Here is a 14,617-nt window from a genome sequence, read left to right as displayed (position 1 = left end):
ACGATGTTGAACAAAGGTCAGCGCAGGATGCCCCGATCCTCTGCCTGAATACAGGAGCAGCCTTGGCTGCTCCTGTTTCACTACCAATCAGTCGGGCAGGTTACAATAGCCCAGTTCGTGGAAGCTCTCCAGCAACTCACGATGCCCAAATGCAACAGCCGCAGACTGGAAACCGGTTGCTTTCAGCTGGCCGGCGAGCAGGCGTTCAGCCGCTTCCGCACAAACTTCCCCGGTCCAGCAATAAGGGGTGGTGAGGCTTAGGCAGAATGTCCGGTTCCCTTGCCGCCCCTGACCGTAACAGACAATCATCGAGCGCCCGACATCCGGGGTGTCCGGTTGGGGCTCACCGGTCGACATATCGTCGCCAATCTCGTTGGTCAGTGCTTCACGCTCCTCTGCAGACAGGCCTTCGGCACGTCGATTGAAATCGTTGATGATCTCGAGGACCTTATTGATCATCTCGTCACCAAAGGCCGTCAACACCTTGCAGTTAATAACTCGAGGATCCTGCTTGAACCAAACCGGCTCGCAGGCTCCCCCCAGGGTAGGGCGCGATAGGGGGTCATGCGATGGGGAACGACGACGTCATACCCCTGGTCGTTAGGCCAGGCCACGTACTCATCCTGTTTCAGATAGAACTGGCTGTCCGCGTTACCCTGCATCCGCAGGAAGGACTTGGTGGAAGCTTCCGAGGGCAGAGCGTTGTCGATCTGGTAAACCAGCTCCAGGCTGTCGATGCCCTTCGTTTCCAGCACCACCTCGGCAGCAAGCGCACCCGCGGTCCACATATAGGAACAAGCGGGACTCAGCAACAGCCCCTTGTCGGCAAAGGCCTGACCATATTTCTCCTGGATGCCCCGGGTCCAGTCCTGCTCGCCGGTTGTATCGATGTAATGACAGCCTGCCTCGAGGGCGCATTCCACAATTGGCCAACCGATCTGCATGAAAGGGCCGGAAACGTTGATCACCACGTCGACTTTGTCGAACAGTGGCATCAACTCTTCAAGGGTGTTGTTCGCCACCGCGATCCGGGCATTGACTGGCGCCCCGTGGCGATCTTCTACAACCTTTAACGCCGCTTCCAGTTTGGCTTTTGTGCGCCCGGCAAAGTAGAAGGGGATGCCGCGGCGGGCCAGGCGTTCAGCGACAAGTTTGCCGGTGTAACCACTGGCACCATAGATCAGAACATTGGGATCATTGTTGTTCATTGTAGATCTCCTGCTGTAGTTGAAATGCCATTATTGGCTTTGAGCTCGAAAAACCCGGTCTGATTCGGGATCAAACATTTCTATCAGGAAACGCTCCTGGGGTTTTTCCGAAGCGGTTTTGGGAATTTCATCAACAAACTGCAAATAGGTCGGTATGAAGTTTTTCTCCAGTTCCTCTTCGCAGAGCTTGAAGAGGCCTTCCGGGTCTGCGGTTGCATCGGTTTCGGACACAATGGCAGCGACGATGTCCTTTTCTCCGGGGGCGCCCGATACCGCTTCTACGCCGTATACAAACACATCCGATACCCAGGGTTGCTCAGCGATGACCTTCTCGATGAACGCAGGATTGACGAAATCGCCGTTCCTGCGAATGCCACCACCATCGCGGTAGTGGAAGAACAGCCAGCCATCTTCATCCATATGGCCGATATCCCCCATGCGAAGCCAGCCATCGCGGGTTTTTGCCCTGGATGCCTCGGGGTTTTTGAAATAGCGAACGTTGGGAGCAGTACCATCGGCATTGCGGAAGCAGATCTCCCCGGGCGTACCACGGGGGCACTCACGGTCTTCTGCATCACGAATGGTGACCTCCAGCGTCGGTGGAGCTTTACCAATGCTTCCAATGGGGCCTTCGCCCATGGGGTTGAGTGTCAGCCCGCCTTCTGCCGCGCCATAAAATTCAAAGATCTCGACGTTGAAGCGATCTTTGAAGTCGGACCAGATCGCCTTGGGCATACCTGCGCTTATGACATAGCGGACAGGGTTCTCCGCGTCGTCGGGTTTTCTAGGTTCGCTGTATATGGCATTCGTCATGCCACCAAGCAGGTTGAACACAGTGCAGCCATAATGACGGGTGATATCCCAAAGTCGACTCTTGGTGAACTTTCGGCTTATGACCGCCCGTAGCCCCATCTTCAGAGAACAACCAAGTGTCAGGAACTGGGCGTTGGCGTGGGTCAGGGACAATCCTGTATAAGGCCGGTCGGTGCACTCCAGCCCGAGAAATCCTCCCAGTTTTACGATCTCTCCAAATCGGCGATGGGGAGACAGGATGGCTTTAGGATCGCCGGTGGTCCCGGACGTGTAGAGCATCTGCATCGGAGCGTCGGGGTCCGTGGTGCGAATCGGGAGCTGCGGAACCTCGGACAACAAGATGTCATTGAGCGACTGTTCGCTTGTTGATGTGTGGTTTCTGTCCTGAGTGTCCAGCGGGATTACCCATTGCAGTTCGGGTATTTCGTCGATAACGGAATTGAGGTTATCGAAAGCGTAATCGGCGCAGATTGCGCCCTTGCACTCGGCAAATTCCAGCATATATTTCAGCTTGGCCCCTTGTACCCGAGGATCAATGGGGACAAACACCGTTCCTGAGATAGACGCGGCAATCATCGCTTCCACGAACTCCGGATGATTTTGCATGAGCAATGCGAAGCTCTCTCCAGGCTTGAGTCCACGTGCATCCAGGGCCGCGGCAATGCGCTGGGCGTTGTGCCAAAGCTGCGCATAGGTTCTTGTTTCTTCCCGGTACTGCCCATCGGTATCGATGTGGACGAAGGTCAGAACGTCCAGGTTGGCCAGAGTGTCCATTCGGTTGGCAATCAGGTTCGCCAGAATCAGTTCATCACGAGTGTTCATCAGGCATACCTCCTAACGAGCAAGGATGCTGACGACTAGCGCCGCAGCATCGCCATTTATGTATCCGCCGCCGTTTTCCGCGAGCCCAATCCTGGCACCCTCCACCTGGCGGTCGCCGGCTTGCCCCCGAAGCTGCTCGGTCAGTTCCACAATCTGGGCTATCCCTGTAGCGCCAATAGGATGGCCCTTTCGTAACAGCCCTCCTGAGGTGTTAACCGGCACTTTTCCACCCAGTCGGCTGTGGCCTTCTTCCACAAAGCGACCACCTTCGCCTTTGCCGCACAGACCCAGTTGCTCGTAATAAATGAGTTCTGACGGAGCGGAAGCGTCGTGGAGTTCCACACAGTTGAGATCTTCCGGTCCTACCCCGGCCGCGTTGTATGCCTCGCTGGCACACATTTCGGTGATGCCTGGCCCGTCAACGAGGTCCCAACCGCTCCTGAGCACGGAACTGAGGACTTTCACCGGTTGAGCCAGGCCGAGTTCGCGTGCCTTGCGTTCACTGACAATGACAACCGCTGCTGCGCCATCACCAATGGGCGAGCACATGGGCAGGGTGAGGGGATAGGCAATCTCCCGCGATCCGAGTACTTCCTCAATCGTTAACCTGTCGCGGAACTGAGCGCGTTCATTGAGACTACCGTGGAAGGCGTTTTTGGCGGACACGGCTGCAAACTGGGCCTGAGTTGTGCCGTACTTGCTCATGTGCTCCAGGGCCATGGAGGCGTATATATCCATGAACACCGAGCGCTTTGAGCCGGCACCCTCAAGGTCGATACCCATGCCAGCGGCCTGGGCCCGGTCTCTGATGTGTTGCAGAACGCCGTTATAGCTTTCAACATCAACAGCACCGGTAAAGACGGAAAAACTTTTCTGTTTATCCTCATGGAAAAGCTTTTCGGATCCGGTGGCCAGTACGACATCGTAGAGCCCGCTGGTCACCATGGTGCAGGCCTGATTGAATGCGGTCGAGGCCGAAGCACAGGCATTCTCGATATTAACCACCGGGATCTGTCCAATCCCCATGTCGCGGAGCGCAACCTGACCAGGTACGCAAACCTGACCGACAATGATGCCCGCGGCGGCATTGCCCATATACGCAGCCTGAATGTCAGAAGGGGGTAGGCCTGCATCGGCAAGGCTCAGTTTTATCGCTTCCGTAGTGAGGGACTTTAACCCCCGCTCCATATGATTACCGAAACGGGTCATCCCGACTCCGGCGATGTAGGCATTCTGTTTCATAACGTTGTTCCGTTTATCTATCTGAATGGGAGGCGCGTTAAAGGCGCTCAGTGTCCACCAGCATCGAGCCTCCCTTGATGGCCAGCACCTCGTTACAACCGTCCGCGATCAAGCCGGAGCGTGCGTCTCGTAATAGCTTTTCCATGGGGTATTCCCTGGTCATGCCATTTCCGCCAAACATCTGGAGCGCGTCATTAGCCACTTCAAATGCCGTCTGGGTTGCCGTCACCTTGGCGGCGGTTGAGCCCTGCAGTGCCGGAACATCCGTGGTGGCGTTGAATTCCATGACACGACGTACCAACGCCCGGGCAGCTTCAACTTTCCGGAACATATGGAACAGGCGGTACTGAACATGCTGGTGACGGATGATAGGCACGCCACCTTGCTTGCGTTCATGGGCGTACTCCAGGGCTTGCTCATAGGCAGCGCGAGCCAGGCCGACAAACATCAGGGCAACGTGAGGGTTGGCCTCGCTCAACATCTTGTAGGCCAGTTCCTGATAGGAGTCGGGGCCGGCTAGCAGGTTCTCAATAGGGACTTCAACGTTGTCGAAGTAGAGTTCGCCCTGATTCAGACAACGCACGCCCATTTTGTCCAGCGGTTTTCCGCGGCTCACACCTGGCGCATCCAGGGACACGATGACTGCCACGCCGGGCCTGGTCTGGCCATCTACCTCGGCATGGCAAAACAGTGCGCAAACCTCAGCGGTCATTGCTCCGGATACCCAGGCTGATTTCTGACCACTAATGACAACCTTGTCGCCTTCGATTCGGGCGATGCAGTTGGGGCGTCCGTATTGACCTTCGGTCGCCTGCAGGGATCCGCTGGCATCGAGCATGTCGCTGCCGTGGTCCGGTTCTGTAATGGCCCAGCAGCCTCGTTTACCATCGCAAAAATCCGCCATGGCCATATTTCCAGCGAGCATGGAGTACATGACGGGAAAGTGATTGACCAGAATGGCACCGGCCAGACCGGCGTCACCCCAGGCCAATTCTTCCGAGGCAATTGCCAGGATTCGAACACGCTCAACCGGATCCATTTCGGCCATCGCGGTCAGGCTGAGTCCCAGGTCATGGGACTTCTCCAGCACCTCCCACAGTGCGGAGCCGGGAGCTACCACCTCTTCCGGAGTTAATCTGTCCAGCTTGGCACCAGCCGGACGCAGCACGTCCTTGGCAAAGCGGTGCGCATTCTCCTGTACCTGACTCTCCAACTCGGACAGTGGTGATTCAAGTCCGGACAGACCCAACTGAGGTTTAAATTGAACGGTCATAATTCGGTTCCTTGTTGTTGTTTAAATGGCACGACATTGACACCGGATCGGCAAATTGGAGTGCTTCCGGCTTTTGTGTAGGATTCAACCTATCAATGGGTAGAGAGGGGGTAACCATCCCAAAGGATGGAAGTGTCTGGCTGGTCAGAACCATACTTTGGGATAGCGACATTCAGGGGAAGAGAGAATAAGGTTTGCATCTGCGTACAGTGATGCTGAGAGGCATGGACTACATCGAAGCAAAACACCTGCGTACTGTTGTGTGTCCACTAATGGAGCAGGAATGCTCCGCCCCTTTTTTGGGTCAGGGATGACCCTTTTTTTCTTGGCTGACACAAAATGCTCAATTCCATCCTTTTGAATGGTTCGTCCGCTTCACTGGAGTCGTACTTTAAAGGCGTGAAGGATTCAGAAGTTTTTTTAACGTAAGGAGTTTCGAACGGTGTAGCTAGCAAATCAGATGGTGGCGAAAATGTTCATCCAGCAACAAGTACCCTTTCTTGTAAAAGAAAATCAGAAGTTTGCCGGCACAGGGGGCGTGAGTGCCCATAATGCCCAAGCTCGATTTGTTCCTGCCTTTAAAGATGCCTGTACCGGACAAGTAGAAATATCCCGCTTTGGTGATGGCCGGCCCGCGCCATGCCACCTTATTGATGGCTTGCCCGAAGACTGGGTGACCGAGAGGGATCTAAAAAGGCGGGTGGTGAAAACCAAAGCCACCGTTGTGTCTGGATTTGTTAGATCTGGACACTTCTACACTAGGCAGGAAGCCTCGGATTTTATGGACAAGCTCGCGTCTTGAGCATGTCCATCTTTTGGGATGGGTACGCCTCATACATGCCTTGATATTTTTCCTTACCTATCACACAAACAATTATTAGGTGAATATCATGACTACCAAAGTTCCCGTATGGGCAAAGGCCCTCGGTTCAGTGCAATCTGCTTTGATCTGGGAGTTTCCCGGCAAAAAAACGATAAAGGTTGCTTGGTCTGTGAATCTCCACAAAATCATTACGCTGTTCCTCGTCTTGGGGATGATGTTCTGGTTTGACAACTTCACAACGGGTGCCTGGATTTACCTGGCCATCCACGGGATATATGGGTATTGCTGGCTTATTAAGGATCTTGGATTCCGGGACCACCGGCTGGAAGCAAAAACAAGCATAGGTGGAGCCGTCATGCTCTATATCGTGCTCATCGGTTGGTACTGGGTCATTCCCTATATTTTTATTTCTCAAAGGGTCGTACCAACCAATATTGAACTTTTTATTGCTGTCTACCTTCACACCTTGGGCGTGGTAACGACCATCGCAGCTGATTGCCAGCGTCATTTCAGTCTGAAATATCGCAAGGGACTGATCACAGACGGGATGTTCAAATATACGAGAAATCCCAATTATCTGGGTGAAATCATGATTTATTCGTCATTTGCATTTCTGGCGAGTCATTGGATTGCCTGGGCAGTCGTTGCATACGCTACGCTCAGCACTTTCTTCCCCAATATGTACAACAAGGATGCCTCCATTTCCAGGCATCCCGGTTGGCAGGAGTACAGTACGCAAAGCGGTTTGCTGGTTCCGTGGGGGCTGCTGAATATCCGCGCCCTCCGGGATATCTTCGGGAAGAGCCAGCTCAATTATAAGCCTGAATAATCGACAGAACCCCGTTAATCAGACCGTCGGCACCAGGGTTGGTGCTGACGGGCAAAAGGTGACCGCCATGAGCAAAATACGAATTACCTATTATCGCAGAATGTTTGCATCAGCAGCGTTGTTCAATTGGACTGTAGGGCTCGTTCTAATTTTTGCTTATAATCCGTTTTTCATGATCTTGGATATGCCAACTGTAGATAATGCTTTGTTTCTGCATTTGTTTGCGCTATTAGTATTGATGTTTGGTCTGGGCTATTATTGGATTAGCCTGGATCCACTACACGAAATATCACTTATATTGCTCGGGTGTATTGCCAAAGGTCTCGTTTTTATTACTTTTGTCGCCTACTTTTACATAGATAAGGTTTCATGGCAGCTATTAACTCTAGTGACAGGGGATTTGGTTTATTCCTTCGCATTTGCGGAGTGCTTGATATTTCAGAATCGAGTACTCAAGGTTTCAAAAGACCTCTTGAAAGACTAGACGGGAAACCAGATCATACTTTAATCAAATAATGGTGGCGGGGTAGGCGACGTTGCACGGGAGCCGCTGGATCGTCGGTGCCGGTCACTTGTCCTTGAAGAATTCCGTGAAAAGCTAAAACAGCTTAGGCTGAATGTCCGCTTTGCGACCGTCTCGAATTCCAAGCAATCTAAACAAAAGCGAACGTTCGAGCTAGGGCTTTCTCCAGAGCCTCCAAGCTAATCACAGCCAATTCATCCAGTAATATTGTCGTAGCAAATTGCAGACGCTGAAGGATTACATGGCAGAGATGGCCATGCTCGGCTAAGCTATTGTTTTATCGCTTTATGTACAGCGCAAATGACGGTTTAAAGTCAGTATTAATAACCAAGTCAAATTTCTGCAATGATAAGCGCGCTGGCTAATTGCTGTTAGCAAAAATAAGAATATTGGAGAAGTCGCATGGATGATGAGATTGAATTTAGGCTCATTGGGCAAGGAATAAAACCGGGATTGGTGCGTTCTCACGAACTAGCCGAGATTCTGGAGGCCGTTGAATCATTTGCTTGTTCTGAAGCGCTGGAGTCAAATCCAGACCTCACCAAAGATGATGTGGTGGTAGGTCTCTACCACATAGCTGACGAGAGTATCGGTCTTAGGTTTAAAACGACCATGGCCGCTGCTGTTTTGCCTGCCTTCATTGCTGCAAGCCAAGCAGTTGCTAAGTCTGATTACGAAGCTCTCGCCCCACAGTCTTTAAAGTCTCTACAAACGGTTGCTGCGTTTGCCAAGAGGCATAATTGTAAAGCCGATATTCAATTGCCGGGCTCCGAGCGTCCATTAGCATCGATCACTGCGGAAACTGTGGTGCCCCCGCCAGGCCGAATCAGTGGATCTACCGAGCTGATGGGTAAGGTATTGCGTGTGGGTGGAAAGGTACCACGTGCGATGATCGAAATGCTTGATGGGTCTGTCATCTATTGTGATGTCGCTTTAGATGTTGCTAAAGAGCTCGGCCATAGGCTTTACGCACTTGTGGTTTTTCAGGGTTTGGCGACTTGGGATACTCGTACCGTCCAGCTTCAAGAATTCTCGATAACCGGTTTTCAGGAGTTCAGGCAGGAAGACGCTCTTGTTGTTCTGAATCAATTGAAGAACAAAATCGGGCATGAATTTGCCGGCGTCAAAGATGTTCCTGGGTTTGCCGCCGCACTTCGCCAAGGTGAGGTGCTCCAATGAAACAAGCAATTCTGGACAGTCATATCCTCATCTGGGGCATCAAAGAGCAGGCAGAAGACGGCCAAGAGGAAATGATAGAGAGGACGCAGCAGTTCTTTGAGGAGTGCAAGAAGAACAAGACACAACTACTAGTCCCTTCGGTTGTTGTTGGAGAGCTGTTAACTGCTATAGATGTTAAATACCACCCAATGACTCTCAACTTGCTTCAAGGAGCGTTCCTGATACCGTCATATGACGCCGCTTCCTCGGCAATCTTTGCTCGACTTTGGCGCGAGAAAAAGGAATCGGGCGCTGTAGATCAGATTCGAGAAGAGTTACAAGCTACTCGCCAAGAACTGAAAGCGGACTGCATGATTGTGGCAACTGCAATTGCGCAAAAAGCGGATGCCATTTTCAGCCATGATGCGAAACTCAAAGCTTTTGCAAACGGCCAGATACAAGTGCTTGAGGTGCCTGGACTTCAAGCACAGCAAAAGCTGAGTTTGGAGGAAACATAAAAGTGTCTGCGCCGTTCGCTAACAAGGAGCTTCAGTTGACCGTGGACTTCCCCCGATCGAGCGGACACGCATCGATAACTCCGAAGCAGGAGAAAACCGATGCCGGAAATGATCACGGGGAAGAAAACACAGCAATACAGCACTGAGTTCAAGGTCAAGGCGGTGGAATGGAGCCACCAGGCCCATCGAAGTGTCAAAGGCGTAGCAGAAGCGCTGGATATTCATCCCTTCATGCTGTCACGCTGGCGAAAGGAATACCGTGAGGGAAAGTTCGCCATGAAGCGTGTCAAAAAGGCACCCGCCAAAGCCAAGCAGCAGATCAAAGAGCAGGATGAGATCAACCGCCTGAAGCGCCAAGTTGCCGAGCTTCAGGAGGAAAACGACATCCTAAAAAAGTTTCAACGCTTTCAGGCCGAGGAACGACGGAAGCGTTCCGGTTCGTCTGGAAACACCGACAGCAACACGGAGTAAAGGCGTTATGCCGCCACCTGAACGTCTCGCGGTCCGGCTATTATGCCTGGGCCAACCGGAAGCCCAGTCAGAGAGCGTCAGAGAACGCCGATCTGCTGCTCAAGATCCGTCGCACCTATAACGCAAGTGGCGGTCGTTATGGCAGCCCTCGTGTGTATCAGGCGCTGCGACGAGAGGGCGTTGAGGTCGGCGAGAACCGGGTGGCCCGCCTGATGCGGGAATGGGGCATGAAGGCGCGTGTGACGCGCGTCTATCGGCAAATGACCAAGCGCCGGGATGCGGCCAAAACGTTGCCCAACTATCGACTGGACGCGCCCAGGCCAGAGACGATCAATCAGCACTGGAGCAGCGATGTCACCTATATCAAGCTGGGGAGAAAGTACGTATTCCTGGCCGTTGTTCTGGATCTGTTCTCCCGTCGCATTGTCAGTTGGCGGCTGGGCGAAAACCTGAATGCGGACTTCTCCCGGGCAACACTGCGAGACGCATTCAAGGCACGCAAGCCCGCGCCCGGTTTGTTGTTCCATACGGATCGTGGCATCGAATACCGGGCCCACAAAACGCAGGCGCTCCTGAAACAGCACCAGCTTCGTCATAGCATGAATCGGCCGGGACAGTGCACTGACAATGCCGAGGTGGAGTCCTTCTTCAAGACATTGAAGGGGGAATTGCTTGAGGCAACGAGCTTTGTGACGTTGAGGCAATTACGGCGGTATATAAATGACTATATTGAGGGCTTTTATAATCGCCAACGGCTGCACAGTGGCCTAGGCTACCGGACTCCGCTAGAGTTCGAAGAAAACAACTGATGGGGCGTGTCCGATTTATTGGGGGAAGTCCACCGCTTTTCCAGCGCATTGCGCGTCCAAACCGGCCGCTGAGCTCAAGCATTACGGGATAAATCAGGGAGCAACCTTGAATGCTTGAATTGGACGAGCATCCCTCTCGAGAAGAAGCTATTAAATTTCTTTCTGAATCGAGCATGTTTGGAAATTTGGGGCTATTTATTGGTGCTGGCTTCTCGAAGGCCGTAATGAATAGCGGTCTAGATCAAATCGCGCTTTCGTGGGACCAGCTACTTGAAAAGGCCTCTGGAAAGCTTGAGGTGGACTATGCAGAGATATGGAAAGAGGGCGTGGGCTATCCTGATGTCGCATCAAGCATATGCATCAAACATAGTGAGGATAAGGGAGGCACCTATAAGGATGCGTTGTCAAAGCTAAAGCGTGAAATCGCGATGCTCACAGGTTGGTATCCTGATAAGGAGAATCGAGAAAAATTCTCAAACTATCTCGAAAGCCTCGCACCTAGCTGGGTAATCACCACGAATTATGACCTTATCATTGAGAGTTTGATGACAGGTCAGTGTGTGCCGCTGGGGCCAGACGAATCCTTGTCTGCTCCGCAGGGACAAGTCCCGGTTTATCACCTTCATGGCATCAGGACAAACCCGGAAGGTATTATCATTTCACAAGAGGATTATGTATCCCTTTTTCGTCCAAATGAGTATCGCCAAATCAAGCTGGCATTAACGATTAAGGAATCGACCACGCTTTTGCTTGGTTATGGTCTTGGGGATGTAAATGTACTCACAGCAATTGATTGGTCTAGGAATGTTTTTTTCAGTAAACAGGAAAACTACCCGCACGATGTAATTCAGATTCTAAGGACGAGCAATCCCAAAGAAGAGCCGTATAGGGATAGGAATGGCATCCTCATATTAGAAACCTCTGACCTAACCAAGTTTTTCGATGAGTTCGAAGCCGTCCATCGAGAACTTCTAGAGGAAAAGAGAAAAGAAGAAGATGCTTTGGAAAAGCTTTCTTCGGAATTAGAGGATCCGAAAGAGAACACGATTAAAAAATTCATTGATGACGAAGATTATCGTCAAGGAATGCTTAAAGTTTTGGGTAGCTTTTCCTCAAACCTGATTTCGGGCTTTGTTTCATTTCTGAATAGATGTATAGACGAGACGTGGGTTCGAGCTGAGCCTAAGAATGCATGGAAGGCTTACGATCAAAACTTGACTATTCTTCTTGACATTCTAACGACGTTCCGACTCTCGCAGATTCCCCCAGCTTTGCTGGAAACATGTGCATATGCGTTACATCGAGTGGCCTATTATGTCGGGGATGACCATGGAGAGTCTTGGCAAGCCAATGCGACTTTCGAGAAGCGAAAAGCTGAGTTGTCACGAGAGCTCGTTGATGAGTTGAAGAATATCGCCGCACAGCACTCTTATGTAAACCTCGGAAGATTGATTGGACGTATCACCGCGTAAAAAGGCGCTCCAGCCGATCGCTAACGTGGCAGCTGCGCCTCGGCGTTATGCAGAAGTCTGAATATTTAAGGAGTTCTCAAATTGTACAATTTATTGGTTTCTGGCAATCAAGAAACGTGGGAAAGGTGCCCGACGGAGTTTCCTCGTGACCGTGTCATAAAGTCCCGTGAATATACTGTCGATGAGATCGCTGATAAATACGCGTCACTAAATGACGATAATGTCGAAATAATTAAGGGGTTTCCTTGTATTTTCTTATATGAAGGGGTTCAGGGTTTCTTTCGAGTTGGATATATAAATGATATTCGCTTGAGGAGCGAGAATATCATTATCATTTTTGAGTATGATCAGATATTTCCTCCTCTCCCTGTACAAAAGCTATTTGAAAATAAACTGGCTTTCGATATCTATTATGATTTTGAATTTAGTCGTACTCATTGGGCGCTAAAGGATGTAGATTTATTTCAAGAGCTAGTGAAACATGGTTTTGTCACTCAGGAGCAAGTCAATGCGTCGTTAGAGTATAGGTCTCCAACAGCAGCGGTATCGACTACAAATGGCGAATCCATCAAAAATAGTGTTTTCATTGTTCATGGTCATGATGAGTTAAGTAAGACTGAGACAGCAAGATTCGTTGAATCCCTGGGTTTAAATGTAACAATTCTTCATGAACAAACGAGCAGTAGCAAAACAATAATAGAAAAGTTTGAGAGGCATGCATCAGAAGCTGCGTTCGCTATTGTTCTATTAACTCCTGATGATGTAGGTTACGCAAAAGATAGTCCGAATAATGCTAAGTACAGAGCTAGGCAGAATGTTGTATTTGAGTTGGGATATTTTTGTTCGGCGCTTTCTAGAGAAAAAGTTTGCGTTCTATACAAAGAGGGGGTCGAAATTCCAAATGATTTTTCAGGTGTGGTTTATACACCAATGGATAGCGCGGGAGCATGGAAACTCAGTCTTGCAAGAGAAATGAAAGCGTCTGGTTTGAACGTGGATTTGAACAGAGCACTGTAATTCTTCACAACTATCTGTTGGCGGCCGCACCTGCGCTAGCGCTGCAATGTGCCGCATTATCTAACGTTGATCCTCCAATCTGAATGTTCGCTTTGCGACCCAAGCGCAGCCAATTTATGTTGATGTGGAGACTCTTAGCTTACTATTCTCTCGCTAGTGCCCACAGGCCGCGATATGAGCAACGTAAGACGCCTTCCTTTTGTGGATTGTTCGGTGGAGAATGGACTTTTGATGCCAAGTCGGAGGGATCTGGATGACGGAAAGAAAATCCTACAACTTGGGTGATCTCGTGTCCCAGTGTGACCCAGACGCCCCGATTCCAGACACGCTTCGAGAGTGGGAACGGATGGTGCCGATTGGATTGGAACTGGTCATCACGCGGCACTCAGTCGACGTTGTTCATCAGTCGATACGAATCTTGGAATCTCGGGAACAAGCACTGGAGTGGATCCAGCGCCCGATTCCAGGGCTTGAAGATGAAAGACCTTGCGACCTGCTGGGTACCCCTGACGGTTGTTGCTGGATAGCGTCGGTGCTTCAAAAAATTGAGCATGGTGATTTCAGTTGAGCCTACCCTAGGATTTATGTCTACTCAAAACACGAATATGCGAAATGATAGAGCTCTGTGCAGGAAATCTTGTCAAATATCCCGTCGTAATGTTCGATTTGCGACCACTGGGTGAGCATAAGATCCTTTTTTATCGCCTCTTGCGGCGAGCGGGCTTTGTCCTCAATCTTGGTAGGTAGTCCCAACGAGAGTTTTAGTATTCATGTTTAGTACAGGTACTAATATAGAAAATGAGCATTCACGCACTCACTCACTCGATTGGGATAGTTTTTATAGTTATAGCAACGAGATGTACACTCAGCCCCAGAAGAAATTCCGCGCGAGGAAGCCGGAAGAAATCCGGGCGGATATCGAGAAGGCCGCAACAAGCCTGGGCGGGGTTCGCCGTGTGTTTCTGGCGGATGGGGATGCCATGGTCCTGCCCACACGCCGCTTGCTGGAGATCCTGGCGGACCTGAAAGCCGCGTTTCCTGACCTCCAGCGGGTGTCCAGCTATTGCTTGCCCAGAAACCTGGCCAAAAAGACCGTCGATGAGCTGACCCAATTGCGTGAGGCGGGACTGAAGATTCTGTATGTCGGTATGGAGTCCGGTGACGATGAGATTCTGCGCCGTGTGAACAAGGGCGAAACGGGGGATTCCACCCGCTCCGCGCTTCTTAAAATCCGTGAGGCGGGCCTCACCAGTTCCGTCATGGTCCTCAACGGGCTGGGCGGAGAGGTCTTGTCGGAACAGCATGCCATCAACACAGCGAAACTGTGCAATGACACCCAGCCGGATTACCTGTCCACGCTGGTCGTCAGTTTCCCGCAGGGCGAAGAGCGTTTCCGTGCCGGTTTTGGCGAGGATTTCGTGCCTCTGAACCAGGACGGCCTGTTCCGCGAGATCCGCCTGTTCCTTGAACACCTTGAACTGGACAAGACCATATTCCGCAGTGATCATGCGTCCAATTACCTGGTGTTGAAAGGCACCCTGGGGCGCGACAAGCAGCGGCTGCTGGAGGAAGCGAACCTGGCAATAACCAGCCCCGGCGCGGCGGCATTGCGCCCGGAATGGATGAGAGGACTTTAAAG

Annotated in this window: 12 protein-coding genes and 2 pseudogenes; 10 read left to right on the top strand and 4 right to left on the bottom strand. The window is 51.3% G+C overall.

Annotation, left to right across the window (positions count from 1 at the left end; all coding sequences use genetic code 11):
• Positions 1 to 87: 87 nt before the first annotated feature.
• From EHN06_RS10665 to EHN06_RS10650, 4 genes and pseudogenes are all read right to left on the bottom strand, one after another.
• Positions 88 to 1,208: pseudogene (locus EHN06_RS10665) on the bottom strand (saccharopine dehydrogenase family protein).
• A gap of 30 nt (positions 1,209 to 1,238) precedes the next feature.
• Complete coding sequence (locus tag EHN06_RS10660; protein ID WP_127332567.1) at positions 1,239 to 2,843, bottom strand: AMP-binding protein; 1,605 nt, start codon at positions 2,841 to 2,843, stop codon at positions 1,239 to 1,241.
• Positions 2,844 to 2,855: 12 nt separating this feature from the next.
• Positions 2,856 to 4,085: a thiolase family protein gene (locus tag EHN06_RS10655; protein ID WP_127332566.1), complete on the bottom strand. Its 1,230-nt coding sequence runs from the start codon at positions 4,083 to 4,085 to the stop codon at positions 2,856 to 2,858.
• Between the two features lie 37 nt (positions 4,086 to 4,122).
• A complete protein-coding gene (locus tag EHN06_RS10650) occupies positions 4,123 to 5,358 on the bottom strand; it encodes an acyl-CoA dehydrogenase family protein (RefSeq protein ID WP_127332565.1) in 1,236 nt (411 codons plus the stop codon).
• A gap of 472 nt (positions 5,359 to 5,830) precedes the next feature.
• On the opposite strand from EHN06_RS10650, the gene EHN06_RS10645 reads away from it, so the two are divergent.
• The 10 genes and pseudogenes from EHN06_RS10645 to EHN06_RS10600 all read left to right on the top strand — a co-directional run.
• Positions 5,831 to 6,160, top strand: coding sequence for a hypothetical protein (locus EHN06_RS10645; RefSeq protein WP_127332564.1), 330 nt, complete (start codon positions 5,831 to 5,833; stop codon positions 6,158 to 6,160).
• Positions 6,161 to 6,248: 88 nt separating this feature from the next.
• A complete protein-coding gene (locus EHN06_RS10640; protein WP_206075646.1) occupies positions 6,249 to 7,010 on the top strand; it encodes a DUF1295 domain-containing protein in 762 nt (253 codons plus the stop codon).
• Positions 7,011 to 7,077: 67 nt separating this feature from the next.
• Positions 7,078 to 7,494 carry a hypothetical protein gene (locus tag EHN06_RS10635; protein ID WP_127332563.1) on the top strand — a complete coding sequence of 139 codons (417 nt, stop codon included), beginning with the start codon at positions 7,078 to 7,080 and terminating at the stop codon, positions 7,492 to 7,494.
• 441 nt (positions 7,495 to 7,935) lie between these two features.
• Positions 7,936 to 8,712 carry a hypothetical protein gene (locus tag EHN06_RS10630; protein ID WP_127332562.1) on the top strand — a complete coding sequence of 259 codons (777 nt, stop codon included), beginning with the start codon at positions 7,936 to 7,938 and terminating at the stop codon, positions 8,710 to 8,712.
• Positions 8,709 to 9,209, top strand: a complete 501-nt coding sequence (locus EHN06_RS10625) for a PIN domain-containing protein (RefSeq protein WP_127332561.1) — start codon at positions 8,709 to 8,711, stop codon at positions 9,207 to 9,209. Before EHN06_RS10630 ends, EHN06_RS10625 begins: the two co-directional genes overlap by 4 nt.
• A 99-nt stretch (positions 9,210 to 9,308) precedes the next feature.
• Positions 9,309 to 10,489 (top strand): IS3 family transposase gene (locus tag EHN06_RS10620; RefSeq protein WP_127332560.1). Its coding sequence is split into 2 segments (ribosomal slippage): positions 9,309 to 9,605 and positions 9,608 to 10,489, totalling 1,179 coding nucleotides; the frame shifts between segments, so codons are not numbered across the junction.
• 110 nt (positions 10,490 to 10,599) lie between these two features.
• Positions 10,600 to 11,961, top strand: a complete 1,362-nt coding sequence (locus EHN06_RS10615) for an SIR2 family NAD-dependent protein deacylase (RefSeq protein ID WP_127332559.1) — start codon at positions 10,600 to 10,602, stop codon at positions 11,959 to 11,961.
• 81 nt (positions 11,962 to 12,042) lie between these two features.
• Positions 12,043 to 12,978, top strand: coding sequence for a TIR domain-containing protein (locus tag EHN06_RS10610; RefSeq protein ID WP_127332558.1), 936 nt, complete (start codon positions 12,043 to 12,045; stop codon positions 12,976 to 12,978).
• Positions 12,979 to 13,231: 253 nt separating this feature from the next.
• Positions 13,232 to 13,546, top strand: coding sequence for an antitoxin Xre/MbcA/ParS toxin-binding domain-containing protein (locus EHN06_RS10605; protein WP_127332557.1), 315 nt, complete (start codon positions 13,232 to 13,234; stop codon positions 13,544 to 13,546).
• Between the two features lie 286 nt (positions 13,547 to 13,832).
• A pseudogene (locus EHN06_RS10600) lies at positions 13,833 to 14,615 on the top strand (radical SAM protein); the annotation flags it as partial.
• Positions 14,616 to 14,617 lie beyond the last annotated feature (2 nt).

Origin of the sequence: Marinobacter sp. NP-4(2019) (assembly GCF_003994855.1) — a bacterium.
GTDB lineage: Bacteria > Pseudomonadota > Gammaproteobacteria > Pseudomonadales > Oleiphilaceae > Marinobacter.
This window is presented reverse-complemented; position numbering and strand designations above follow the sequence as displayed.

Bases quoted from the DNA above. Each gene is read 5' to 3' on its own strand.
- EHN06_RS10660 (WP_127332567.1), bottom strand. From the start codon at position 2,843: ATGAACACTCGTGATGAACTGATTCTGGCGAACCTGATTGCCAACCGA.
- EHN06_RS10625 (WP_127332561.1), top strand. From the start codon at position 8,709: ATGAAACAAGCAATTCTGGACAGTCATATCCTCATCTGGGGCATCAAA.
- EHN06_RS10630 (WP_127332562.1), top strand. From the start codon at position 7,936: ATGGATGATGAGATTGAATTTAGGCTCATTGGGCAAGGAATAAAACCG.
- EHN06_RS10635 (WP_127332563.1), top strand. From the start codon at position 7,078: ATGAGCAAAATACGAATTACCTATTATCGCAGAATGTTTGCATCAGCA.
- EHN06_RS10640 (WP_206075646.1), top strand. From the start codon at position 6,249: ATGACTACCAAAGTTCCCGTATGGGCAAAGGCCCTCGGTTCAGTGCAA.
- EHN06_RS10605 (WP_127332557.1), top strand. From the start codon at position 13,232: ATGACGGAAAGAAAATCCTACAACTTGGGTGATCTCGTGTCCCAGTGT.
- EHN06_RS10645 (WP_127332564.1), top strand. From the start codon at position 5,831: ATGTTCATCCAGCAACAAGTACCCTTTCTTGTAAAAGAAAATCAGAAG.
- EHN06_RS10615 (WP_127332559.1), top strand. From the start codon at position 10,600: ATGCTTGAATTGGACGAGCATCCCTCTCGAGAAGAAGCTATTAAATTT.
- EHN06_RS10650 (WP_127332565.1), bottom strand. From the start codon at position 5,358: ATGACCGTTCAATTTAAACCTCAGTTGGGTCTGTCCGGACTTGAATCA.
- EHN06_RS10655 (WP_127332566.1), bottom strand. From the start codon at position 4,085: ATGAAACAGAATGCCTACATCGCCGGAGTCGGGATGACCCGTTTCGGT.